Genomic DNA, 22,043 nt, shown 5'->3' with positions numbered 1-22,043 from the left:
GTGTCGGACTTATCGGAAATGCCGGCTGCTGTCGGTTATGACTGAACGAACAAGGATCCGTGATTTCGCCTGACGGTGGCGGTTTGTCCGCCGCGGAATGGGGCGGAGCGGCGGCGGATCGAGTGGCGGGAGCCCGGCCTGCGAGAAGGTGGGAGACCGGCCGTGGATGGCGGTAGGCCCTGCGGGCAGTCGCGGCGGGAGCGCCGGCTCCGGGGGAGTTGGGGGCCGTGGATGGCGGTAGGCCCCGCGGGCAGTCGCGGCAGGAGCGCCGGCTCCGGAGGAGTTGGGCGCCGCGGAAGGTGAGCCGCTCGGGAAGGGGCCGTGCGGGAGGTAGCCGCGGAAAACAGCGGGCTGTGTGGAAAAGGGTGCCGTGCGAGAGCGTGCTGTGAAAGCTGGCCGCTCGAGCGAGTGCGGCGGAGAACCCCGGCCCCGTCAGCGGGCGTCGCAGGCGAAGGAGCCGGCTGTGTGAGCGGGCACTGCCAGGCGGAGGAGCCGACCGTGCGCCCGCGAAGGCGTGGGTAAAGACGACGAACGGCCCGTGTCCTCAAGGACCCGGGCCGTCGCGATCAGCGAAAGCGTTACTGGTTGGCCGCGTGCACCTCGGCCGGGTTGTGCGCCGGCACCGGAAGCTCGATCCGATGCACCCGCTCCCAAGCCTCGATCACCGAGGACGTCACGTGCGTGCGGAAGTAGTCGTTCGCGCTGAGGCGGTTCGTCACCGGCTCCTCGCTCTCCGCGAGCAGGCTGCCCGTCACGAGGTGCACGCCGTTCTGCACGGCGGCGCTCAGGCGCCGGTGGCCGTCGATCACGTAGTAGTCCTGGCCGCTGTGGCCGATCGTCAGCGGCTCGAGGTCCTCGGGGGCGGCGTCGGCCAGCTCCTGCGCGAGGGTCTCGTCCGCGAAGTCGATCTCGCGCGTGGGGTAGATACGCATGGGGTCGAGCAGCAGCAGCGGCGGGCGCTCGCGCAGGATGTCGGTGCCCAGGCGGCCCTCGAAGGCGGCCTGCACGGCCGAGACGACCTGGTCGGGGTTGGCGCGGGTGCTGTCGGCGACGAGGTCGTAGTTGCGCAGACGGTACTTGTCCGCGCCGTACCGCGTCAGGAACCGCATCCGCTCGCTCTCGCTGCGGCTGTGCAGGTTGCGCTTGGCCTCGTCCAGCGACGCGTAGTTCTCCACCTCGGAGTGCGGGCGGGCCAGCACGCGCCGGGCGGCCTCGTTCGGCTCGGTGATGAGGTGGACCTTGAAGGCCTCGTGGAAGAAGAACCAGGCCAGCCGGCTGTCGACGATGAGCTGCTCGCCCGACTGCGCGATCTCGGTCTGCAGGCTGTCCACGGCGCTGTCGATCGCGTCGTCCAGCTCGGCGTGGAGGTTGAGCTGCAGCGCGGTCATGCCGCGGCGCTGGGCCATCTCCCGGTACATGTCGCCGACGCTGATGCGGCGCAGACCGAGCCGGCTCGCGAGTTCGACGGAGACGGTGGACTTGCCGCTGCCGAGGTCTCCGTTGATGACGACCGACCGGTGATTGCTCATGCGCAAACTCTCCAGGTAGTGAGGCGTCGCGAGCCTAACACGCTCCTGGTGCAGGCCTTTTCGTCGTGCTACCCAGGCGGTACCGAAGGAATTCGCCCGAACGGGCTGCGCTGGTCGGTAATCCGGAGGAAACATCGGACTGACAGCATCCGGCCACCCACCGCTGCGAGACGGAGGTCGCGACTTTGTTCCTGACCCGCCACGAGCAGGAGCGCCTGCTGATCCACGTCGCCGCCGACGTGGCGCAACGACGCAAGGACCGCGGGCTCAAGCTGAACTACCCGGAGGCCGTCGCGATCATCACCGCCTTCCTGCTCGAGGGCGCGCGCGACGGGCGGACCGTGGTCGACCTGATGGAGGCCGGGCGCCACGTGCTCGGCCGCGACGACGTCCTTGAGGGCGTCCCCGAGATGCTGGCGGAGGTGCAGGTGGAGGCGACGTTCCCGGACGGCACCAAGCTCGTGACCGTTCACCACCCGATCCCGTGATCCCCGGCGAGATCGTCCCCGGCGAGGGGCCGATCGAGATCAACGCCGGTCGACCGGAGCTGGCGCTGACCGTGCGCAACACGGGGGACCGGCCGGTGCAGGTCGGCTCCCACTACCACTTCGCCGAGGCCAACGACGCCCTCGAGTTCGACCGGGAGGCGGCGCGGGGGCACCGGCTCGGCGTCCCGGCGGGCACCTCGGTGCGCTTCGAGCCGGGCGTGGGCCGCGAGGTGGTGCTGGTGCCGCTGGCAGGCAACAAGGTCGTGCCTGGGCTGAGGAAAAGGGCGCAATGAGGATCGACCGGAGCAGGTACCAGAACCTCTACGGCCCCACCACGGGCGACCGGGTGCGCCTGGCCGACACCGACCTGTTCATCCAGGTGGAGGCCGACCACTGCGCCGGCGGCGACGAGGCCGTCTTCGGCGGCGGCAAGGTCATCCGCGAGTCGATGGGCCAGTCCCGGGCCACCCGCGCCGAGGGCACCCCGGACACGGTGATCACCGGCGCGGTCATCCTCGACCACTGGGGGATCGTGAAGGCCGATGTCGGCCTCCGCGACGGGCGGATCGTCGGCATCGGGCGGGCCGGCAACCCCGACATCATGGATGGCGTCGACCCGGCGCTGGTGATCGGCCCGGCGACGGAGATCATCGCCGGCAACGGGCGCATCCTGACCGCCGGCGCGATCGACTGCCACGTGCACCTCATCGCCCCGCTGATCCTGGAGGAGGCCCTGGCCAGCGGGATCACCACGATCGTCGGCGGCGGCACCGGGCCGGCCGAGGGCAGCAAGGCGACGACGGTCACGCCGGGCTCCTGGCACCTCGCCCGGATGCTCGAGGCGCTCGACCCGTGGCCGATCAACGTCCTGCTGCTCGGCAAGGGCAACACCGTCTCCGAGGAGGCGATGTGGGAGCAGCTGCGCGGCGGCGCCGGGGGCTTCAAGCTGCACGAGGACTGGGGCACCACCCCGGCCGCGATCGACGCCTGCCTGCGGGTCGCCGACGCCTCGGGCGTGCAGGCGAACATCCACACGGACACGCTCAACGAGGCCGGCTTCGTCGAGGAGACCCTGCGCGCCATCGCCGGGCGGAGCATCCACGCGTACCACACGGAAGGCGCCGGCGGCGGGCACGCCCCCGACATCATCACCGTCGCGGGGCACCCGAACGTGCTGCCGTCCTCGACGAACCCGACCCGCCCCTACACCCGCAACACGCTCAGCGAGCACCTCGACATGCTCATCGTCTGCCACCACCTGAACCCGAGCGTGCCCGAGGACCTGGCCTTCGCGGAGAGCCGCATCCGGCCGTCCACGATGGCCGCCGAGGATCTGCTGCACGACCTCGGCGCGATCTCGATCATCGGCTCCGACTCCCAGGCGATGGGGCGGGTCGGCGAGGTGGTCCTGCGCACGTGGCAGACCGCGCACGTGATGAAGCGGCGGCGGGGAGCCCTGGAGGGGGACGGCGCGGCGGACAACGAGCGGGCGAAGCGGTACGTCGCGAAGTACACCATCTGCCCCGCCGTCGCCTCCGGCATCGCCCACGAGGTCGGCTCGGTCGAGGTCGGCAAGCTCGCCGACCTGGTGCTGTGGGACCCGGCGTTCTTCGGGGTCCGCCCGCACGTGGTGGTCAAGGGCGGCGCGATCGCGTGGGGCGCGATGGGCGACGCGAACGCCTCGATCCCGACCCCGCAGCCGATCCTGTCCCGCCCGATGTTCGGCGCCTACGGGGCCGCCGCGCCCGCGACCAGCCTCGCGTTCGTGGCGCCGGCCGCGATCGAGGACGGGCTGGCCGAGCGCCTGGGCCTGCGCAGGAGGCTCGCCCCGGTCGCGGACACGCGCTCGGTCGGCAAGGCGGACCTTCCGCGCAACAACGCCCTGCCGCGCATCGAGGTCGAGCCCGACACCTTCACCGTGCGCATCGACGGCGAGGTGGTCGACCCCGATCCGGTCGAGGAACTGCCAATGGCGCAGCGGTACTTCCTGTTCTGACATGAACACCGACCTGCTCCTGCTCGCCGACGGGCGCTTCCCCTCGGGCGGGCACGCGCACTCCGGCGGCCTCGAGACGGCGGTGGCGCGCGGACGCGTGACCGACCTCGTCGGCCTCCGCGCGTTCCTGCTCGGCCGGCTGCGCACGGCGGGCCTGGTCGCGGCGGCCTTCGCGGCGGCCGCGTGCGCGCGCCCGGAGGCGATGGAGGAGCTCGAGGACGAGCTGGCCGCGCGGACCCCGTCGCCGGCGCTGCGCCTGGCCGCGCGCCGGCAGGGCCGCTCGCTGTGCCGGGCCGCGCTCGTGGTCTGGCCCGGCGAGCACGTGACCCGGGCCGCGGCCGCGCGGGTCGCGCAGCCGATCGCGCTCGGGGTCGCCGCGCACGCGGCCGGGCTCGGCCCCGAGGCGGCGGCGCTGATGGCCGCGTACCACGCGATCTCCGGCCCGGCGAGCGCGGCGGTGCGCCTGCTCGGGCTGGACCCGTACCGCGTCCACGCCGTGCTCGCCGAGCTCGGCGACGCGTGCGACGACGTGGCCCGGGAGGCCGCGACACACGCCCGTGGCCCGATCGGGGACCTGCCGGCGGCATCGGCGCCGCTGCTGGACGTCTCCGCCGAGGACCACGCCGCATGGGAGGTTCGACTCTTTGCCAGCTGAACACGAGCACACGCATCCGCACCCGCACGACGACCCGCATCACCCGCTGCCGCACACGAAGCGCGCCGTGCGCATCGGCATCGGGGGACCGGTCGGCTCCGGCAAGACGGCCCTCGTCGCCGCGCTCTGCCGCAGCCTGTCGGGCGATCTGCAGGTCGCGGTGGTGACCAACGACATCTACACGACCGAGGACGCCGACTTCCTGCTGCGCAACGGCGTGCTGCCGGCCGAGCGCATCCGCGCGGTCGAGACCGGCTGCTGCCCGCACACCGCGATCCGCGACGACATCTCGGCCAACCTCGACGCGATCGAGGAGCTGGAGGAGAGCCTCGGCCCGCTCGACGTGATCCTGGTCGAGAGCGGCGGCGACAACCTCACCGCCACGTTCAGCAAGGGCCTCATCGACCGGCAGATCTTCGTCGTCGACGTGGCCGGCGGCGACAAGGTGCCGCGCAAGGGCGGCCCCGGCGTCACCTCGGCCGACCTGCTCGTGATCAACAAGACGGACCTGGCCCCGCTCGTCGGCGCGGACCTCGGGGTGATGGAGCGCGACGCGGCCGCCCGCCGCGGCGAGCTGCCGACCGTGTTCCTGTCGCTGGTGCAGGACCGGGCGGCCGGGCCGGTGCAGGAGTGGATCCGCGGCCTGATCGCGACCGTATGAGGGCCGCGGCCCGGATCGTCGCCGAGCGCGAGGGCGAGCGCACGGTGCTGCGCGTGCTCAAGGGCGAGGCGCCGCTGCTGCCCCGGCGCACGGGCCCGGCCGGGGTGCACCTCGTCGGCGGGGCGGCGGGCCCGCTCGGCGGCGACGACCTGAGCCTGGAGATCGAGGTCGGGCCGGGGGCGGAGCTCTGGGTCCGTACCGTCGCCGCCTCCATCGCCCTGCCCGGCCGCTCCGGCGCGGAGTCGGTCCTCGCCGTGCACGCGACCGTGGGCGAGGGCAGCTTCCTGGCGTTCCTGCCCGAGCCGATCGTGGCCGCCGCGCGCTGCCGGCACCACAACGCATCGCGGGTGGAGCTGGCCGCCGGCGCGCGCCTGATCTGGCGCGAGGAGGCGGTGCTGGGCCGCTTCGGCGAGGAGCCGGGCGACCTGCGGCTGTCGACGAACGCGCGCCGGGGCGGCCGGCCCTGGTACCACAGCGATGTCACCATCGCCCGGGGACCGGCCGTGCTCGGCGACGCGCGCGTCCTGGCCTCGCTGCTGACCACGGACGCGGCCGAGCCCGCGGCCGGCGAGCGGGCCGCGGTCATGCCGCTGGCCGGCGGCGGGGTCGTGGCCACGGCGCTCGGCGACGACCTGGCGCAGACGCGCGCGGTCACCGACCCGCTGGTCACACCGGCGCGACAGCCGGGCTCAGCGGAGGCGACCGCCCGGACTACCTGAGGAAGAGCGCGGCGATCTTCGGCAGGTGCTTGCGTACGTCGTTGTCGTCATCGTCGTCCCAGTCGTCCTCGACGAGCGGGGCGACCTGACCGGTGCGGGCGCGCAGCAGCATCGGGTAGTCGTCGGCCTCGCCGTAGAGCTCCTCGGCGAGGTCCTCGACCTCCCGCGGGGCCAGCTCGTGCGCGGCGAGGTCGCCCGCGGCCACGGCCCGCACCACCGGGTCGTCGGCGAGCGCGTCCGGGTCGGCGACCGCGCGCTCGTAGGTGTCGCGGCCGCGCGCGATCAGCCCGTCGACGAACGCGTCGGCGTAGCGGGCCACCACCCGGCCGGTCGCCCACATGGCCGAGGAGTTGGCCCGGGCCTGCAGCCGCGTGCGGTGGGCGTCGAAGTCCAGCAGCTCGCTCTTGTCGAGGGTGGCCAGGCGCATCCGCAGCGCGGCCGTGAACCGCCCGGCGAAGCCCGGCGTGACGCGGTCCCCGGCGGCGGAACGAGCACCGTCGATGATCGACCAGAAAGTATCGCTGTCCACGGCAGGCAAGTCTTGCACGACCGCGCAGGTCCTGGGAACGGCGCGCGGGACAAGGCCTAGGCTGCGCCCATGAGCGAGCAGGTGGGGGTGCTGCTGCGGCAGTGGCGCGAGCGGCGGCGGCTCAGCCAGCTCGCGCTGGCCAACCAGGCCGAGGTCTCCACCCGGCACCTGAGCTGCGTGGAGACCGGTAAGGCGCGGCCGACCAGCGCGATGATCCTGCGCCTGAGCGAGCACCTCGACGTGCCGCTGCGCGAGCGCAACGCCCTGCTGCTGGCCGGCGGCTACGCGCCCGCATACCCCGAGCACGGCCTCGACGGCCCGGCGCTGCGGCAGGTCCGGGCCTCGCTGCGGCAGGTGCTGACCGGCCACGAGCCCTACCCGGCCGTCCTGGTCGACCGCGGCTGGGACCTGCTCGAGGCCAACGAGGCGCTGCTGCGCCTCACCGAGGGGGCGGCCGCCCACCTGCTGCGCGGGCCGGTCAACGTGCTGCGCCTGTCGCTGCACCCGGAGGGGCTCGCGCCGCGGATCGCCAACCTGGATCAGTGGCGCGGGCACGTGTTCGCGCGCCTGCGCCGGCAGATCGCGGCGACGGGCGACTCCGCACTGCGCGATCTGCTCCAGGAGCTGCGGCGGTACCCCGGGGGAGAGGCCCCCGCGGCCCCGCACGACGTCGTGGTCCCGCTGTGCATCCGGCTCGGCGGCGTGGAGCTGCGCCTCTTCGGCATCACCGCGGTCATCGGCGCCCCGCACGACGTGACGGTCGCGGAGCTGGCGATCGAGTCGTTCTTCCCCGCCGACCCGGCGACCGCGGAGGCCCTGCGGCAGGGCTGATCGGTGGCGGCTCGGTGGTGGCACGTTTCCGGGATTCGAGGCGGCGGCCGCGACCGTACCGTTCTTCATGCAAGGCCACACACCACAACGTCCCAGAGGGAGCGCACCATGAGCGACTACGACACCGGCGACACGGGCTACGACGGCGGCCACGAGGTCGACTACGGCCAGTACGAGGCCGGCCACGAGAGCGGCGCCCTGGACCAGCTGCACCAGGCGCAGGGCTCCGAGGCCGACGCCCAGTCGCAGTACGGCGTCTACGAGCAGGACCACCACACCGCGGAGTCGACGGACTTCTCGCAGGGCCACCACGTCGAGTACGACGCCCCGGCGGCCGTGCACTACGAGTCGGACGACTACACCAACTACTCGCACGACGCGACCTCGGACGACCACGTCTTCGCCGCCGAGGGCAGCGAGTCCTCGCACCAGGCCGAGTTCAGTGAGCTCAGCGCCCTGCAGGAGCGCTTCGACACCGCGTTCGCCGAGGGCACCCAGTTCCACGCGGACGGCGGCGACGCCCAGATCGCGTCCAAGTAAGGCACCGCAGTACCTCATGGTGTGGCTTCGGCCCGGCCGGCGGATCAGCCCCGCCGGCCGGGTACCCAACCCGCACCCCGCGGCTACGGCTCAACGCACTCGGTTGTTCGACTTCGTCCGGGTGTCCGGGACTGTCCGGACATTCCCGGCCGCCCGCGCGAAGTCGGCCATCCGGGTGCGTTTTCGTGTCGGGGCCGCGACCTTTCCTTGATCGTCTCCGCGGCGCTGGTCACAATCGCCGGTATGGGTTTGGGGGATTACGTGGGGATGTGGCGGGCGAAGCGGCAACAGCAGAACCGCAACGGCAACCGGAAGCAGAACCGGAAGCAGAAGCGGCGCGACGACGGCGACTGCGGGCCGGACTGGCACTGCGACGTCTGCGACTGCAGCCCCATCATGCTCGGCTCGCTGCTGTCGCTCATGGCGGTCTCGGCGCCCTCGCGCGCCCCGCGGCGGGACCCGGGCGGGCCCGGACGGGCGGGGATGGCGGCGATCCGCGGGTACCAGCGCTTCGTCTCGCCCCATCTGGGGATCAAGTGCCGCCAGGTGCCCTCGTGCAGCAACTACGGCCTGCAGGCGGTCCAGCGCTACGGCCTCGTGGAGGGCTCGCGGCTCACCGCGGCGCGGATCAAGCGCTGCAACCCCTCGACCCCGCGCGGCACCGTCGACCAGGTGCCGTAGGCCGTTGCTCCAGGACGCGCCCTCTAGGAAGCACGGACGCAGCGCAGGCCCGAAAAGGTCATCACGGCCGGCAGCGCGAACGTGACGGCGGAGGCGGCGAGGTTCAGGCCGGCCGCACCGCCGGCGTTCCCGTGGCCCCAGGTGGGGCTGAACGCGGAGAGCAGCACGCCGCCGACGGCGAAGAAGCCGACCGTGGCGATCGCGGCGATCCCGGTCGCGCGCACGAACCGGCGGCCGACGTCGACGTACCGGCTGCCGATCCCGCACGCCAGCGCGGCCAGCAGCGCCCCGACGACCACGGCGTAGGTGGCGTAGTCGACGGTGTGCGCCAGGATCAGGTACGCGCGGCTCGGCTCCCAGCTCCAGCCCACCGCCGCGCGCCGCCACGCCAGCTCGGAGACCAGCGCCTCGAGCGCCACCGCGCCGCCCACGATGATCGCGGTGCGCCGGCCCTGGGCCAGCGCCAGCTCGCGCTGGTACTCGGGGGCGAGGGCGGCGATGGGGCCGAACTCCTCGACCGCGGCCCGCTCGGCGGCGAGGCGGTCCAGGCCGTCGGCCTCGTAGCGCTCCGCGGCGTCGGCGAGCCCGTCGCGGGCCTCGGTGACCAGGTCCGTCTTGGCCGCGCGAGGACCGCGCAGGGCGCCGCGCAGCGAGGCGACGTAGGCGTCGATGGGGCCGGCAGTCAGCACCTCCTCAGCATGCCGCCAGGGCGCGCGGCGGGCAGTCCGGGTTGTCCCTGACCTTTCCCCGGCTTCGGGCCTCGGGTCTGGCGCGCCGGGCGCGGCGTCGGCCAGCCTACATGTAGCCGTTCTACATGTAGGGAGACACCAGATGCGCAAGTGGCTGCTGGGCGGCCTGATCCTGCTGCTCGTGCTGTGCGCGGGCGGGGTCGCCGCCCTGGTCTACTTCTTCGTCCGCCCGCCGCTGGACGTGCGCGCCGACTTCACCCGGCCGCTGCGGGTGCCGCCGCTGGCCGCCTCGACCGTCGACGCGCAGGGCCGGCGGGTGTTCGACCTGCGGGCCCAGCCGGGCGACAGCGACTTCGGCCACGGCGCGACCCGCACCTGGGGCTACAACGGCGCCTACCTCGGCCCGACGCTGCGGGCCAAGCGCGGCGAGCCGGTCGTGGTCAACGTGCGCAACGCCCTGGCCGAGCCCACGACCGTGCACTGGCACGGGATGCACCTGCCGGCCGCGATGGACGGCGGCCCGCACCGGCCGATCCCGACCGGCGGGGCGTTCCAGGCCGCGTGGACGGTCGACCAGCCGGCGGCGACGCTCTGGTACCACCCCCACCCCAGCGAACGCACCGAGACCCAGGTGTACCGGGGCCTGGCCGGCCTGTTCCTGATCGACGACGACGAGCCGGCCCAGCGGGCACTGCCGCACGACTACGGCGTCGACGACATCCCGGTCCTGGTGCAGGACAAGGAGTTCGACGGGGACCAGCTGTCCATGGGCGACCGCTTCGGCAGCGACATCGGCGTGCTCGGCGACGAGATCCTCGTCAACGGCACCCCCGGCCCGTACGTCGACGTCCGCTCCGGCCTCGTCCGCCTCCGCCTGGTCAACGCCTCGACCGCGCGCATCTACGACTTCACCCTCGCCGACCACCGCCCGTTCGCCCTCGTCGGCACCGACGGCGGCCTGCTCGAGCGGCCGGCGATGACGAGCCACGTGCGCCTCTCCGTCGGCGAGCGGGCCGAGATCGTGGTCGCGCTGCAGCCGGGGGAGCGGCTGACCCTGCGCAGCGAGCGGCCCCTCGGCGGCTCCCTCGACAGCCGCTTCAACGGCGGCCAGGACAGCTTCGACATCCTCCAGCTGCGGGCGGCCGCGACCCTGACGCCGGCCAAGCTGCCGGAGACGCTCGTGAGCACCCCGCGCCTGGACCCGGCCCAGGCCGCGCAGACCCGGAACTTCGAGTTCCAGGGCCGCGAGATCAACGGCGACGGCATGGACATGGGCCGCGTCGACGCCGTCGTCGTCAAGGACACCGTCGAGGTGTGGAACGTCTCCAACGGCCACGACACCCCGCACAGCTTCCACATCCACGACGTGCAGTTCCAGGTGCTGACGGTGGACGGGCACGCCCCGCCGCCGGAGCTGTCGGGCTGGAAGGACACCGTGTTCATGGCGCCGCACCAGCACTACTCGGTGATCGCGAGGTTTGCCGACTACGCCGACCCGGCGACGGCGTACATGTTCCACTGCCATGTCCTCAAGCACGAGGACGAGGGCATGATGGGCCAGTTCGTGGTGGTCGAGCGGGGACAGCAGCCGAGGCTGCACGGGTGAGAGGGTGCCGGGCCCCCCGTGGCGGCGCGGGGCCCGGCACGTCTCGCAAGCGTTCCGTCGTCCCCGTGTGTGTCGTCCATGCGGCGGCAGCAACCCAACGAGAACCGCTCCTGTGACCGGCATGACACATCGATCAACGCCCCCGTGTCAAGAGATCATCCGAGCTAGGTGTCGTTCGTCACCGAGGCTCTCCGAGATGCGCGCGGAGCGCGACCGCAAGGTCTCCCTGGGTGCCCGTCCAGGCCGTGTACCCGTCGGGGCGGACCAGCACGCGGCGTTCGTGCGGGGCGTGGACGAGCCGGTCCTCGTACCCCTCCGGAGCCTCCGGGGCGAGCAGCACGTGCCGGCCCTGGCGCAGCAGCTCGTAGAGGCGCGCCCCGGCGAGGTCCACGTCCGCCTGGCGGGGCGCGTGCGGGTAGTCGATGCCGATCCCGGACACGGTGCCGGTCAGCCCCCGCTGCACCGCCGGGAGGTGCAGCGCCAGCCCGGCGAGCACGTCGCGGCCGAGCCGGGCGCCGCGCGACTGCAGCAGCGCGAGGCGGATGAGGCCGCCGCTGGAGCGCAGCACCGCCCGGCCGACGGCGTGCCGCTCCGACTGGTAGGTATCGAGCAGCCCGGCCGGCGCCCAGCCCGCCCCGGCCGCGGCGAGCTTCCAGCCGAGGTTGGCCGCGTCCTGCAGGCCGGTGTTCATGCCCTGGCCGCCGGCGGGGGAGTGCACGTGCGCGGCGTCGCCGGCGAGGAAGACGCGGCCGGTGCGGTACCGCTCGACCTGCCGCTCGTCGCTGTGGAACCGTGAGAGCCAGCGGCACTCGCCCATCCCGAAGTCGGTGCCGAACGCCTCCCGCACGGTGGCCCGGACCTCCTCGAGCTCGAGCGGCACATCGTCGCCGACCTGGTGCCCCCGGTTCCAGGCGAAGACGCGGTACCACCCGTCGCCGAACGGCGCCACGAACGCGAACGCGGACCCGACCGCGTTGACGGTGATCACGTCGGCCGGCGGCTCGGCGAGCCGGACGTCGGCGAGCATGAGCGAGCGGACCGCGGCCCGGCCCGGGAACCGCAGGCCGAGCGCCTCCCGCACCCCGCTGTGCGCGCCGTCGGCCCCGACCAGCCAGTCCGCCGCGAACGTGCCGCCGTCGGTGCGCACCTCGACGCCGTGCTCGTCCTGGCGCAGGCCGGTGACCGTGGTGCCGCGCACGATCCGCGCCCCGGCCTTGAGCGCGCGCTCCTCGAGGATGCGTTCGACGTTGTACTGCGGGGTGATGAGCACGTACGGGTACCGCGACGGCAGCACGCCCAGGTCCACCGAGACGTGCCCGAACAGCCGCAGCCGGGCCAGCTTCGTGCCGGTGGCGATGACGTCCTCGGCGATGCCCCGGGCGTCGAACTGCTCCAGCGTGCGCGCGTGGACGGCGAACGCGCGGGTCAGGTTCGACTCCCCGGCGCGGCGCTCCAGCACGGTCACGTCGGCGCCGGCGGCGGCCAGGTCCCCGGCGAGCAGCAGGCCGGTGGGGCCGGCCCCGGCGATGACGGTCCTCATGGCTCCTCCTCGATCTTGCCAACAAATGTTGGCAAACAATTGTTGGCATACGCGCACACCGATGTCAACGGGTGGTGAAATCGTGATCCCGCTTGACCTGAAGCCCTGTTGAGGTGCGAGGTTGGGCCGCGTGGAGAACAGACGCACGCTCACGGCCGGCCTCGTGACCCTGGTCACGCTGGTCGCCTTCGAGGCGGTGGCGGTCACCGCCGCCATGCCCTCGGTCGCCCGCGCCCTCGACGGGATCCCGCTCTACGGCTTCGCCTTCGGCGGCGCCCTCGCGACCAGCGTGGTCGGGATGGTGCTGGCCGGCGCGTGGTGCGACCGCGCGGACCCGGCCCGGCCGGCCGCCGTGGGCGTGGCGCTGTTCTGCGCCGGGCTGCTGCTGGCCGGGCTGGCCCCGCACATGTGGGTGCTCGTGCTGGGGCGCCTGGTGCAGGGGTTCGGCGGCGGGCTGGTGAACGTGGCGCTGTTCGTCGTCGTGGGGCGCGCCTACCCCGGCGCCGAGCATCCACGCGTCTTCTCGCTGATGTCGGCCGCGTGGGTCCTGCCCGCCGTCGCCGGGCCCGCGGTGGCCGGGCTGATCGTGCAGTTCGTCGGCTGGCGCTGGGTGTTCCTGCTGGTGCTGCTGGCGGCCGCCCCGGCGATGGCGGTGGTGTGGCCGAGGATCTCCGGGATCTCCGGCGGCTCGGGCGAGGCGGGTCCCTCCCGGGTGCCGTGGGCGATCGGCGCGGCGGTGGGCGCCCTCGTGCTCTACGTCGGCGGGCAGGAGTCGCTGCCGCTGCTCGCGGCCGGGTTCGTGATCGCCGCCGTGTGCGGGGTGCGGCTGCTGCCGCGCGGCACCCTCGCCGCCGCCCGGGGCCTGCCCAGCGTCGTGCTCCTACGCGGCCTCGCCGGGGCCGCGTTCGTCCAGGCCGACGTGTTCATCCCGCTCATCCTCACCCGCGAGCGCGGCCTCAGCCCGGCGCTGGCCGGGCTCAGCGTCACCGTCGGCGCGCTCTTCTGGTCCGCCGGCTCGTGGCTGCAGGCCCGGACGGGGCAGCGCCTCTCGGACGCGGCCCGGCTGCGGCTGGGCGCCGCGGCCATCGCGGCCGGCGTGCTGTCCGCGGTGGCGATCGTGTCGGCGGCGGTACCGGTGGCCGTCGTCGTCGCCGGCTGGTGCCTCGGCGGCTTCGGCATGGGCCTGGTGTCCCCGGTCTCGGCGGCGCTCGTGCTGCGCCTGTCGGAGCCGGGCCGGCAGGGCGCGGGCAGCTCCGCCCTCTCCGTCGCCGACGCGCTGCTGACCACCATCGCGCTCGCCGCCGGCGGCTCCCTCTTCGCCGCGCTCGTCGACGCCGGTCCCGTCGCCTACCTCGCCGCCTTCGCGGTCGCGCTCGTCCCCGCCCTCGCCGCGATCGCTGTCGCCGGTCGTACTTTCGGCGGATCTGACGGTACGACGCCCCCCGTAGCATTGGCCGGTGAGCGTGCGGGTGCTGGTCGCGGATGATCAGGAGATCGTCCGCACCGGGCTGACGATGATCCTCAACGCCCAGCCGGACATCGAGGTGGTGGCCGAGGCCGCCGACGGCCGCCGCGCCGTCGAGCTGGCCCGCCGGCTGCGCCCCGACGTCTGCCTCCTCGACGTGCGGATGCCCGCCATGGACGGCCTGGAGGCGACCCGGCAGCTGGCCGGCCCGGGCGTCGAGGACCCCATCGCCGTCGTGGTCATCACCACCTTCGACCTCGACGAATACGTCTACGCGGCCCTGCGCGCCGGCGCCCGCGGTTTCCTGCTCAAGGACGCGGGCCCGGCGCTGCTCGCCCAGGCCGTGCACGCGGCCGCGAACGGCGACGCGCTCATCGCCCCCAGCGTCACGACCCGCCTGCTGCGCGCCTTCGCCGACAACGGCCCCGCGGCCCCGCCCCGCCAGCCGATCGAGCCGCTGACCGAGCGCGAGGAGCAGGTCCTGGCCCGGGTGGCGCGGGGCCGGACGAACAACGAGATCGCCGACGAGCTGTTCATCACCCTGAGCACCGTCAAGTCCCACGTGACCGCCCTCATGCTGAAGCTGGGCGTGCGCAACCGCGTGGAGATCGCGATGTGGGCCTACGAGACCAACCGGGTCCGACCCGGGGGCTGAACTTTGGTCGGGCCCGGCCCCGGCCCATGGATCGATGTTTCCGGCCCGCGCGAAGCCCACCATCGGTGCTCATGACGACCGTTGCCAACCGGACCCGCACCCGCGACTGGCCCATCATCGCCGGCCTGTTCGTGCTCGCCCTCGTTCCCTCCCTGGCCGGCGGCGTGCGCGTCGCCCAGCTGACCGGCGGCGTCGAGCGCACCGCGGCCAACGCCCGCTTCGTCGACATGCCGGCCCCGGTCCTCGTCCACATCGTCGGCGCGGTCCTCTACGGGTTCCTGGGCGCCCTGCAGTTCGCCCCGCACTTCCGTCGCCGGCACCGCCGGTGGCACCGCGTCACCGGCCGGGTCCTGGTGCTCTGCGGCCTGGCCGTGGCCCTGTCCGGCCTGTGGATGACCACCTTCTACGACCTGCCGAGGGGCGACAACGCGGCGACCAACGCGGCCCGCTACGTCGTGGGCACCGGAATGCTGGCGTCGATCGTCCTCGGCTTCGTCGCCATCCGCCGCCGCGACTTCCACGCGCACAAGGCCTGGATGATCCGCGCGTACGCCCTCGCCATGGGCGCCGGCACCCAGGTCTTCACGAGCCTGCCCCTGATCCCGCTGGACCCGGACGGCCCGGACTACCCGGCCTGGCGCAGCGTGGCGCTGATCTCCGCCTGGGTGCTCAACCTGGCCGTCGCCGAGATCGTCATCCGCCGCTCGGCCCGCCCCCGCCCCCGCACCGAGGCGTGACTATCCGGGGCGGCCGAGGATCCACTGGGCCACGCCGTCCGCGTGGGTCTCGTCCTGCAGCAGGGCCACGCCGTGCAGGGACCCGGCCAGCTCCGCGCCCAGCCCGGCCGCCGTCTCGTCGTCGGGCGTGCGGGCGTACACCGCCATCTCGCCCGCGCCGAAGGGCTCGAACGGGTCGTCGTCCGGCGCGGGCTCCGGCAGCGGGACGTCCGCCGCGGCGGCCAGGGCCGACAGGAGGTCCGGGGTCGCCGGGCCGAAGGGGACGCCCCACTCGCGCAGCCAGTGCTCGCTCACCGCGTCCATGTCGAGATCCATGTCGCCTCGCTCGTCCGCGTGGCGCCGAGGCGGGCGGCCACGGCCTCGTGCCACTCGGCGTCCACCGGGTCGCCGGCCACGAGGAGGAGCCGCCCCGGCTCGGCCTCGGGGGCGGGGCGGGGCGTCCCGGGGATCAGCGGGGCGCGCACGCCGCGGCCGGGGCGGCGCAGCGGGCACGGGCCCAGGCCGAACTCGGCGCCGACGGCCGCCAGGCCCAGCACCGCGGCGCGCAGCAGGGCGAAGCGGTGGTGGCGGTGCGGCCCGGGCACGTGGAGGTCCGCGGTCAGGCGCTTGCGCGAGCCGCCGACGCGCCGGATCGACGTCACGGCCACCGTGCCGGACGGTGACGGGCGCGGGCTCAGGATCACCTCGCGGCCGCCCGGGAATCTCGGGCGCAGCCAGGCGGGGCCGTCGAAGGCCCGGTCCACGGCGTCGCCGACCCAGGCGTCGGTGAGGTCCTCGGCAGGCTCGAGCCCGAACCAGTACGTCATCCGCAGGCCTCGGCCCGGGCCCGCAGCAGGGTGCGCTCGCGCTCGTTGCGGGTCATCGACGCGGCGCGCTCGAACTCGGCGCGGGCCTCGGGGAGGCGGCCCAGGCGGAAGAGGAAGTCGGCGCGGACCGAGGGCAGCAGGTGGTACCCCCGCAGCGCCTTGTCCTGCAGGAGCGGCTCCAGCACCGTCAGGCCCGCGGCCGGGCCGTCCGCCATCGAGACCGCCACGGCGCGGTTGAGCTCGACGATCGGCGACGGGGCGAGGGCGGACAGCTGGGCGTACCGCCGCGCGATCTCGGACCAGTCGGTCTCCTCCGCGGTGCGGGCGCGGGCGTGGCAGGCGGCGATCGCGGCCTGCAGCGTGTAGGTGCCCCCGCCCAGCTCCTCGGCGCGCTCGAGCGCCTTCAGGCCGCGGGTCACGAGCAGCCGGTCCCAGCGGCGCCGGTCCTGGTCCAGCAGCATGATCGGCTCGCCGCCGGAGCCGGTGCGGGCGGCCGCGCGGGACGCCTGGATCTCCAGCAGCGCGACGAGGCCGTGCACCTCCGCCTCGGCCGGCATCAGGCCCGCCAGCACGCGGCCGAGGCGCATCGCCTCCCCGCACAGGGCCGGGCGCATCCAGTCGTCGCCGGCCGTCGCGGAGTACCCCTCGTTGAAGATGAGGTAGATGACCTCCAGCACCGAGGCCAGCCGCTCGGTGCGGGCCGCGCCCGTGGGCAGCTCGAAGGGCACCTTCGCGTCGGTGAGGGCCTTCTTGGCGCGGCTGATGCGCTGGCCCATCGTCGCGTCCGGGACCAGGAACGCCCGCGCGATCTCGTCCGTGGACAGCCCGCCGAGCAGGCGCAGGGTCAGGGCCGTGCGCGCCTCCGGCTTGAGCACCGGGTGGCACGCGGTGAAGATCAGGCGGAGCAGGTCGTCCTCGATGGGCTCCTGCTCGAGCACCGCCTCCAGCGCCGGGTCGTCGAGCCGCTCCTCGCCGGCCAGGGCGGGCAGGTGCTTGTGCAGCACCTGCTGCCGCCGGATGGTGTCGATCCCGCGCCGCTTCGCCGTCGTCATGAGCCACGCCCCGGGGTTGCGCGGGACGCCCTCGGCCGGCCACTGCTCCAGCGCCGCGACCAGGGCGTCCTGCGCAAGCTCCTCCGCGAGGCCGACGTCGCCGACGAGCCGGGCGACGCCCGCGATCACGCGCGCCGCCTCGATCCGCCAGACCGCTTCGATCGCGGATTTGGCATCGGTACCGGGAGTGCTCACCCGGCCAACATAACTAGCCCTCGTACTCCGAGACCCGCCGCACCTCGATCTCGATGTCGTGGTCGAACAGGTCCGCGAACCGCCGCGCCCACTCGACGGCCTCGGCCTGGTCGCGCACCTGCACGATGCCGAAGCCCCCGATGACCTCCTTCGCCTCCGCGAACGGCCCGTCGACGACCGTGGTCTCGCCGTCGCGCTTGGAGATCGTCGCCGCCCCGGCCGAGCTGGGCAGCAGGCCCTCGGCGGCGAGCAGCACCCCGGCCTTGCTGACCTCGTCCATGTACTTCGCGAACCGCTCGATGAACGCGGGGGTCGGCTGCCACAGCGCCGGGTTCGAGTCGTCCAGCTTGTGCATCATCATGTAGCGCATTTCGGGTTCCCTTCCGTGGTTTCTGTAGCCTTCACCACCGCGTCGAGTTCGGTCCGCGGATTTCGACAACGCCCCCACGAGTTTTCCCGGGAGATTTCCATGCGCATCCTCTTCGGCTTCGCCGGCGGCAACGGCCACGTCCAGCCGCTGCTCCCGCTCGCCCGGGCCGCCGCCGCCCGCGGCCACGCCGTCGCCTTCACCGGAAGACCCGGCGTCCTGCCCAAGGAGTTCGAGGGCTACCCCGCCGGCGCGGACGAGCCGGACGATCGCCGCCCCCTGCGGCCCGTCGACCGCGACCGCGAGGAGCGTGACTTCCTCGGGGGCTTCGGCGGCTGGATCGCCCGGGAGCGCGCGGCGACGACCGGCGCGGTGGCCCGGCAGTGGCGCGCGGACCTGATCGTGTGCGACGAGGGCGACTTCGGCAGCATGATCGCGGCGGAGTCGCTCGGCCTCCCGCACGCGTCGGTGGTGGTCCTGGCGGCCGGCGGCTTCGGCCGCCCCGCGGGCCTGGCCGCCCTGCTCGACGAGACGCGCGCCGCGCACGGCCTGCCCGCCGACCCGTCGCTGGCGATGCTGGACCGGCACCTGGTGATCTCGCCGGTACCGCCGACGTTCCGCCCGGCCGCCACGCTCGTGCGCCCGTTCGAGATGCGCCCGTTCGAGGTCGTGGCCCCGGCCCCGACCGACCCGCCGACCGTGTACTTCACGCTCGGCACGATCTTCAACACCGAGTCGGGCGACCTCTTCACGCGCTTCCTGTCCGGCTTCCGCTCGCTGCCGATCCGGCTCGTCGTCACGGTGGGCGCGGGCATCGACCCCGCGGAGCTCGGCCCGCAGCCCGCGCACGTGCGGGTGGAGCGGTACGTCCCGCAGGCGTCGCTGCTGCCGCGCTGCTCGGCGGTGGTGACCCACGCCGGCTCCGGCACCGTCGTCGGCGCCCTGGCCCACGGCCTGCCGATGGTGCTGGTGCCGATGGGCGCCGACCAGCCCGCGAACGCCGACCGGTGCGCGGAGCTGGGCGTGGGCGTGGTCCTCGACGCCGTGTCCGCGACCGGGGCCGACGCGGCCGCGGCCCTGCGGACCGTGCTCACCGACCCGTCGTACGCGGCCGCGGCTCAGGCCCTGCGCGCCGAGGTGGCCGCGATGCCGGACCCGGCCGCCGCGGTCGCCCGCCTGGAGGCGCTCATCGCGTAACTGGGTCGCGGGCCCAGCGGCGCAGTTCGTCGGCGCCGTCGGCGATCTCGCGGCGCAGCAGCGGGTCGAGGTCGGTGCGGCGCAGCATCGCCTCGGCCGGCGCCAGGGCGCGCGGGGAGAACAGGGGGAACGCGAACCGGACCACCTTGAGCGCCCCGAGCAGGTAGCGGCCCTCGAGCATGGCGGGCACGTCGGCGAAGTACCGCTCGGCGTACGGGTCGGTGAGCGCCTCCTGGCCCGGCTGCCAGAACGCCTCGGCGTTGACCATGGCGAGGCGGGGGTTCGGGTCGTGGACGAGCACGTCCCAGGCCGCGGCCTTGGCCTCCGGCGTGGGGCGGGCGGCCCGGCAGGCGGCCGCGCGCTCGGCGCCCATGGCGCTGGGGTCGCGGCGCTCCTCGGCGGCGATCTCGTCGGGCGTGGCGTCACCCAGGGCGGCCAGGCGCAGCAGCAGCGACCAGCGCAGGTCGGCGTCGATCGCCAGGCCGTCCGGGGTGCCCGGGCCGCCCGCGAGCCACGCGCGCAGCACCGGCGCGCCGGCCACGGTGGCCAGCGCCCGCGCGGCGGCCAGCTGGCGGCCCGAGCCCGGAGCCGCCGCCGACAGGGCCGCCGTGCACACCTCGGCCAGCGGCGCGAACGGGACCAGGCCGCGGCGGCCCAGGGCGTCGCGGGCGAAGGCCAGGACCTCGTCGAAGACGCCTTCCTGGCGCTCCGCGGGCAGGGCCGCCACGAGCAGGTTCAGCAGCTCCGACGGCGGGATCTCGCCGTCGCGCACGGCGTCGGTCACCGCGGACCAGATCACCGCGCGGGCCAGGGAGTCGTCGAGGTCGGGCAGGACCGCGGGCAGAGCCGCGCGGCTGAGGGGGTCGAAGCGGACCTTCGCGTAGGTCTCGTCGCCGGCGTTGAGCAGCACGACCGTGCCGGCGGCCGCGGCGACGCCCGGCAGGAGCGCGCCGGGGCCGTCGATCGTGCAGGGCTCGCGGGTCACCGAGCCGTCCGAGGCGAACGTCGCCACCGTCAGGCGGTGCGGGCGCAGCGGGCGGCCCGACTGTTCGATCCGCAGGCCGGGCTCGCCGCGGGACGGCACCGGGCGGAGGGTGTTCGCGCCGGTGCTGCGCAGCCACAGCTCGGCCCAGCCGGTGAGGTCGCGGCCGGCCGCCGAGCCGATCACGGCCAGGAAGTCCGTCAGGTCGGCGTTGGCGAACCGGTATGCCGAGAAGTACTTGCGCAGGCCCTCCAGGAAGACCTCGTCGCCCAGCGAGATCGCGAGCTGGCGCAGGGCCGCGGCACCCTTGGCGTACGAGATGCCGTCGAAGTTCTGGAAGGCCACCGCCGTGTCCGTGACCCCCTCCGGGGCGACCGGGTGCGTCGACGGGCGCTCGTCGGCCAGCAGGCCCCACCGCTCGCGCCAGATCGCGAAGTCCGCGGGCGCGGACGGGTGCCGCCCGGTCTCGGCCGCGACCCGCCAGCCCATGATCTCCGCGAACGCCTCGTTCAGCCACACGTCGTCCCACCAGCGCAGCGTCACCAGGTTGCCGAACCACATGTGGGCCATCTCGTGCGCCATCACCACGAAGCGCCGGTGCCGGTCGCTGTCGGTCGCGCCCGCCCGGAACAGGAACTCCTCGCGGTAGTTGACCAGGGCCGGGTTCTCGACCGCGCCGCCGCTGAACCCGGGCACGAAGGCCTGGTCGTACTTGCCGAACGGATACCGCACCCCGAACAGCTCGTGGTAGCGGTCGAAGGCCGCGGCCGTCGCGGCGAACAGCTCGTCGGCGTCGGCGTCGAGGCCGGCGGCGAGGCTGCGGCGGCACAGCAGGGCCAGGGGGATGCCGTCGTGCTCGCGCTCCAGCACGTGCCAGGGGCCGGCGACGAAGCTGAACAGGTAGGTGGACAGGGGCGGCGTCGGCTCGAACGCCCAGCGGCCGCCGGTGCGCGTCGCCACCGGCGCGTTGGCCCGGACCGTCCACTGTGCAGGAGCGAGCACCGTCAGGGTCATCGGCGCCTTGAGGTCGGGCTGGTCGAAGCAGACGAACATGCGCGGGGCGTCGTCGAGCGGGGCCTGGCCGTAGAGGTACGTCTCGCCGTCCTCGGGGTCGGCGAAGCGCAGGATGCCCTCGCCGCTGGGGGAGTACCGCGCGGTGAACTCGGCCTCGAGCCGGTTCTCGGCGGCCAGCCCGGCCAGCGCCACGCGCCCGTCCGCGACCGGCGCCTCGCGGCCGTTCAGCGTCACGCGTACGTCCTGGGCCCCCTTGACCTCCGCGAAGCTCGCGGCCCCGGGCGAGGAGCAGGCGAAGTCGACGACCGTGCGCGAGGTGAACGTGTCCGGCTCGGTGAGGTCCAGCTCGATCGCGTAGGAGCGCACGGCGACGAGCCGGGCTCGCTCGGTCGCCTCGTCGCGGGTCAGGCTCGTCATGATCCCGACGCTACCCGCTCGCCCGCCCGTCAACTCCGGCGGTTAGCTTCGGCCGCGTGGACGGCTACTGCGAGCGCCTCGGCCCGGGCCTGTGGGCCGAGCCCCTGAACGCGGTGTCGAACGCGGCGTTCCTCGTCGCGTGCGCGGTGCTGCTCGTGCGGACCCGGCACCGGACCCTGCCGATCCTGCTCGGCGTCGTCGGGCTGTGCAGCCTCTCGTTCCACACCTTCGCCGACGGCTTCACCGCGGCGCTGGACTCGCTGTCGATCCTGGTGTTCGTCCTCGTCGCCGTCGTGCTCCTCGCGACGTACGGCCTCGGCGTGCGACCCGGGCGCGCGTGGCTGGCCGCGCCGGCGTTCGTGGCGTTCGCCGCGCTCGTCGACGTCCTGTTGGCGCGGGCGGGCCGGCAGTACACCCTCGGCGGCTATCTGCCCGCCCTGCTCGGGCTCGCCGGGTTCGCCGTCGCCCTGCGCTCGCGGCCGCTGGCCGTCGCGGCGGGCGTCTTCGCCGTCTCGCTCACCCTGCGCACCCTGGACGAGCCCCTGTGCGGCACGGTCCCGATCGGCCTGCACTGGGCCTGGCACTGCCTCAACGCCGTGGTCCTCTCCCTCGTAGCCCGAGCTGTGAACAAACTTCGATCGGAGTTCGGCTCGTTGGCATTGGGCGGTCAGACGCGGACATAAGGGTCCACC

At 74.1% G+C, this 22,043-nt stretch carries 24 protein-coding genes; 15 read left to right on the top strand and 9 right to left on the bottom strand.

Annotation, left to right across the window (positions count from 1 at the left end):
* Positions 1 to 578 precede the first annotated feature (578 nt).
* A complete protein-coding gene (locus AC6JBM_RS37760; protein WP_497978675.1) occupies positions 579 to 1,529 on the bottom strand; it encodes an AAA family ATPase in 951 nt (316 codons plus the stop codon).
* Between the two features lie 185 nt (positions 1,530 to 1,714).
* On the opposite strand from AC6JBM_RS37760, the gene AC6JBM_RS37755 reads away from it, so the two are divergent.
* The 6 genes from AC6JBM_RS37755 to AC6JBM_RS37730 are packed head-to-tail and all read left to right on the top strand — an operon-like array spanning position 1,715 to position 6,048.
* Complete coding sequence (locus AC6JBM_RS37755; RefSeq protein WP_344613498.1) at positions 1,715 to 2,017, top strand: urease subunit gamma; 303 nt, start codon at positions 1,715 to 1,717, stop codon at positions 2,015 to 2,017.
* Positions 2,014 to 2,310 carry an urease subunit beta gene (locus AC6JBM_RS37750; RefSeq protein WP_497978674.1) on the top strand — a complete coding sequence of 99 codons (297 nt, stop codon included), beginning with the start codon at positions 2,014 to 2,016 and terminating at the stop codon, positions 2,308 to 2,310. The genes AC6JBM_RS37755 and AC6JBM_RS37750 overlap by 4 nt, the downstream gene beginning before the upstream one ends.
* Positions 2,307 to 4,013, top strand: coding sequence for an urease subunit alpha (locus AC6JBM_RS37745; RefSeq protein ID WP_497978673.1), 1,707 nt, complete (start codon positions 2,307 to 2,309; stop codon positions 4,011 to 4,013). Before AC6JBM_RS37750 ends, AC6JBM_RS37745 begins: the two co-directional genes overlap by 4 nt.
* 1 nt (position 4,014) lies before the next feature.
* Positions 4,015 to 4,668, top strand: a complete 654-nt coding sequence (locus tag AC6JBM_RS37740) for an urease accessory protein UreF (RefSeq protein ID WP_497978672.1) — start codon at positions 4,015 to 4,017, stop codon at positions 4,666 to 4,668.
* Positions 4,658 to 5,329, top strand: a complete 672-nt coding sequence (ureG, locus tag AC6JBM_RS37735; RefSeq protein WP_350616320.1) for an urease accessory protein UreG — start codon at positions 4,658 to 4,660, stop codon at positions 5,327 to 5,329. The genes AC6JBM_RS37740 and ureG overlap by 11 nt, the downstream gene beginning before the upstream one ends.
* Entirely contained in the window at positions 5,326 to 6,048 is a 723-nt protein-coding gene (locus AC6JBM_RS37730; RefSeq protein WP_497978671.1) for an urease accessory protein UreD, read from the top strand. The genes ureG and AC6JBM_RS37730 overlap by 4 nt, the downstream gene beginning before the upstream one ends.
* Here the strand turns inward: AC6JBM_RS37730 and AC6JBM_RS37725 are convergent.
* Positions 6,041 to 6,577, bottom strand: coding sequence for a DUF4240 domain-containing protein (locus AC6JBM_RS37725; RefSeq protein ID WP_350616316.1), 537 nt, complete (start codon positions 6,575 to 6,577; stop codon positions 6,041 to 6,043). The two genes, AC6JBM_RS37730 and AC6JBM_RS37725, sit on opposite strands and share 8 nt — an antisense overlap.
* 69 nt (positions 6,578 to 6,646) lie before the next feature.
* Between AC6JBM_RS37725 and AC6JBM_RS37720 the strand changes: the two genes are divergently transcribed.
* The 3 genes from AC6JBM_RS37720 to yidD all read left to right on the top strand — a co-directional run bounded on the left by AC6JBM_RS37720 (position 6,647) and on the right by yidD (position 8,629).
* Positions 6,647 to 7,408 (top strand): helix-turn-helix domain-containing protein, encoded by a 762-nt coding sequence (locus tag AC6JBM_RS37720; protein ID WP_497978670.1) that lies wholly within the window; start codon positions 6,647 to 6,649, stop codon positions 7,406 to 7,408.
* Positions 7,409 to 7,516: 108 nt separating this feature from the next.
* Positions 7,517 to 7,948, top strand: a complete 432-nt coding sequence (locus AC6JBM_RS37715; RefSeq protein ID WP_497978669.1) for a hypothetical protein — start codon at positions 7,517 to 7,519, stop codon at positions 7,946 to 7,948.
* 243 nt (positions 7,949 to 8,191) lie between these two features.
* The gene (yidD, locus tag AC6JBM_RS37710) at positions 8,192 to 8,629 is read left to right on the top strand and encodes a membrane protein insertion efficiency factor YidD (RefSeq protein ID WP_497978668.1); all 438 of its coding nucleotides are present in this window, start codon (positions 8,192 to 8,194) and stop codon (positions 8,627 to 8,629) included.
* A gap of 23 nt (positions 8,630 to 8,652) precedes the next feature.
* Here yidD and AC6JBM_RS37705 read toward each other — a convergent pair whose 3' ends face one another.
* Entirely contained in the window at positions 8,653 to 9,318 is a 666-nt protein-coding gene (locus AC6JBM_RS37705; protein WP_497978667.1) for a permease prefix domain 1-containing protein, read from the bottom strand.
* Positions 9,319 to 9,460: 142 nt separating this feature from the next.
* Here AC6JBM_RS37705 and AC6JBM_RS37700 point away from each other — a divergent pair, with 142 nt between their 5' ends.
* Entirely contained in the window at positions 9,461 to 10,924 is a 1,464-nt protein-coding gene (locus AC6JBM_RS37700; protein WP_497978666.1) for a multicopper oxidase family protein, read from the top strand.
* A 178-nt stretch (positions 10,925 to 11,102) separates the two neighbouring features.
* Here AC6JBM_RS37700 and AC6JBM_RS37695 read toward each other — a convergent pair whose 3' ends face one another.
* Positions 11,103 to 12,464, bottom strand: a complete 1,362-nt coding sequence (locus AC6JBM_RS37695; RefSeq protein WP_497978665.1) for an FAD-dependent monooxygenase — start codon at positions 12,462 to 12,464, stop codon at positions 11,103 to 11,105.
* Positions 12,465 to 12,594: 130 nt separating this feature from the next.
* Here AC6JBM_RS37695 and AC6JBM_RS37690 point away from each other — a divergent pair, with 130 nt between their 5' ends.
* From AC6JBM_RS37690 to AC6JBM_RS37680, 3 genes are all read left to right on the top strand, one after another.
* Entirely contained in the window at positions 12,595 to 13,950 is a 1,356-nt protein-coding gene (locus tag AC6JBM_RS37690) for an MFS transporter (protein WP_497978664.1), read from the top strand.
* Entirely contained in the window at positions 13,922 to 14,584 is a 663-nt protein-coding gene (locus AC6JBM_RS37685; protein WP_497978663.1) for a response regulator, read from the top strand. Before AC6JBM_RS37690 ends, AC6JBM_RS37685 begins: the two co-directional genes overlap by 29 nt.
* Before the next feature lie 71 nt (positions 14,585 to 14,655).
* On the top strand, positions 14,656 to 15,321 hold the full coding sequence (locus AC6JBM_RS37680; protein ID WP_497978662.1) for a DUF2306 domain-containing protein: 666 nt from the start codon (positions 14,656 to 14,658) through the stop codon (positions 15,319 to 15,321).
* Here the strand turns inward: AC6JBM_RS37680 and AC6JBM_RS37675 are convergent, their stop codons facing one another.
* Genes AC6JBM_RS37675 through AC6JBM_RS37660 form a run of 4 tightly spaced genes read right to left on the bottom strand, consistent with a single transcriptional unit; the run spans position 15,322 to position 17,744 of the window.
* Positions 15,322 to 15,636 (bottom strand): hypothetical protein, encoded by a 315-nt coding sequence (locus tag AC6JBM_RS37675; RefSeq protein ID WP_497978661.1) that lies wholly within the window; start codon positions 15,634 to 15,636, stop codon positions 15,322 to 15,324. It lies immediately after the preceding gene.
* Positions 15,612 to 16,127, bottom strand: a complete 516-nt coding sequence (locus AC6JBM_RS37670) for a hypothetical protein (protein WP_497978660.1) — start codon at positions 16,125 to 16,127, stop codon at positions 15,612 to 15,614. The genes AC6JBM_RS37675 and AC6JBM_RS37670 overlap by 25 nt, the downstream gene beginning before the upstream one ends.
* Positions 16,124 to 17,374 (bottom strand): RNA polymerase sigma factor, encoded by a 1,251-nt coding sequence (locus tag AC6JBM_RS37665; protein WP_497978659.1) that lies wholly within the window; start codon positions 17,372 to 17,374, stop codon positions 16,124 to 16,126. The genes AC6JBM_RS37670 and AC6JBM_RS37665 overlap by 4 nt, the downstream gene beginning before the upstream one ends.
* A 13-nt stretch (positions 17,375 to 17,387) precedes the next feature.
* Entirely contained in the window at positions 17,388 to 17,744 is a 357-nt protein-coding gene (locus AC6JBM_RS37660; protein ID WP_433613897.1) for a YciI family protein, read from the bottom strand.
* Positions 17,745 to 17,843: 99 nt separating this feature from the next.
* On the opposite strand from AC6JBM_RS37660, the gene AC6JBM_RS37655 reads away from it, so the two are divergent.
* Entirely contained in the window at positions 17,844 to 18,938 is a 1,095-nt protein-coding gene (locus AC6JBM_RS37655) for a glycosyltransferase (RefSeq protein WP_497978658.1), read from the top strand.
* On the opposite strand, the gene pepN is transcribed toward AC6JBM_RS37655, so the two are convergent.
* Positions 18,928 to 21,351: an aminopeptidase N gene (pepN, locus tag AC6JBM_RS37650; protein ID WP_497978657.1), complete on the bottom strand. Its 2,424-nt coding sequence runs from the start codon at positions 21,349 to 21,351 to the stop codon at positions 18,928 to 18,930. The genes AC6JBM_RS37655 and pepN overlap by 11 nt on opposite strands.
* A gap of 56 nt (positions 21,352 to 21,407) precedes the next feature.
* Here pepN and AC6JBM_RS37645 point away from each other — a divergent pair, with 56 nt between their 5' ends.
* Complete coding sequence (locus tag AC6JBM_RS37645) at positions 21,408 to 22,034, top strand: hypothetical protein (RefSeq protein WP_497978656.1); 627 nt, start codon at positions 21,408 to 21,410, stop codon at positions 22,032 to 22,034.
* The last annotated feature ends 9 nt before the right edge of the window (positions 22,035 to 22,043 follow it).

It is taken from the genome of Dactylosporangium thailandense (genome assembly GCF_059739745.1).
The sequence above is the reverse complement of the archived record's forward strand: the minus strand, read 5'-3'. Positions and strand labels throughout refer to the sequence as shown.

What these genes read in the sequence shown, in the direction of transcription:
- AC6JBM_RS37730 (WP_497978671.1), top strand. Translation starts at nt 5,326, where the DNA reads ATGAGGGCCGCGGCCCGGATCGTCGCCGAGCGCGAGGGCGAGCGCACG.
- AC6JBM_RS37660 (WP_433613897.1), bottom strand. Translation starts at nt 17,744, where the DNA reads ATGCGCTACATGATGATGCACAAGCTGGACGACTCGAACCCGGCGCTG.
- AC6JBM_RS37740 (WP_497978672.1), top strand. Translation starts at nt 4,015, where the DNA reads ATGAACACCGACCTGCTCCTGCTCGCCGACGGGCGCTTCCCCTCGGGC.
- AC6JBM_RS37675 (WP_497978661.1), bottom strand. Translation starts at nt 15,636, where the DNA reads ATGGATCTCGACATGGACGCGGTGAGCGAGCACTGGCTGCGCGAGTGG.
- AC6JBM_RS37670 (WP_497978660.1), bottom strand. Translation starts at nt 16,127, where the DNA reads ATGACGTACTGGTTCGGGCTCGAGCCTGCCGAGGACCTCACCGACGCC.
- AC6JBM_RS37720 (WP_497978670.1), top strand. Translation starts at nt 6,647, where the DNA reads ATGAGCGAGCAGGTGGGGGTGCTGCTGCGGCAGTGGCGCGAGCGGCGG.
- AC6JBM_RS37760 (WP_497978675.1), bottom strand. Translation starts at nt 1,529, where the DNA reads ATGAGCAATCACCGGTCGGTCGTCATCAACGGAGACCTCGGCAGCGGC.
- pepN (WP_497978657.1), bottom strand. Translation starts at nt 21,351, where the DNA reads ATGACGAGCCTGACCCGCGACGAGGCGACCGAGCGAGCCCGGCTCGTC.
- AC6JBM_RS37695 (WP_497978665.1), bottom strand. Translation starts at nt 12,464, where the DNA reads ATGAGGACCGTCATCGCCGGGGCCGGCCCCACCGGCCTGCTGCTCGCC.
- yidD (WP_497978668.1), top strand. Translation starts at nt 8,192, where the DNA reads ATGGGTTTGGGGGATTACGTGGGGATGTGGCGGGCGAAGCGGCAACAG.
- AC6JBM_RS37745 (WP_497978673.1), top strand. Translation starts at nt 2,307, where the DNA reads ATGAGGATCGACCGGAGCAGGTACCAGAACCTCTACGGCCCCACCACG.
- AC6JBM_RS37655 (WP_497978658.1), top strand. Translation starts at nt 17,844, where the DNA reads ATGCGCATCCTCTTCGGCTTCGCCGGCGGCAACGGCCACGTCCAGCCG.
- AC6JBM_RS37715 (WP_497978669.1), top strand. Translation starts at nt 7,517, where the DNA reads ATGAGCGACTACGACACCGGCGACACGGGCTACGACGGCGGCCACGAG.
- AC6JBM_RS37700 (WP_497978666.1), top strand. Translation starts at nt 9,461, where the DNA reads ATGCGCAAGTGGCTGCTGGGCGGCCTGATCCTGCTGCTCGTGCTGTGC.
- AC6JBM_RS37680 (WP_497978662.1), top strand. Translation starts at nt 14,656, where the DNA reads ATGACGACCGTTGCCAACCGGACCCGCACCCGCGACTGGCCCATCATC.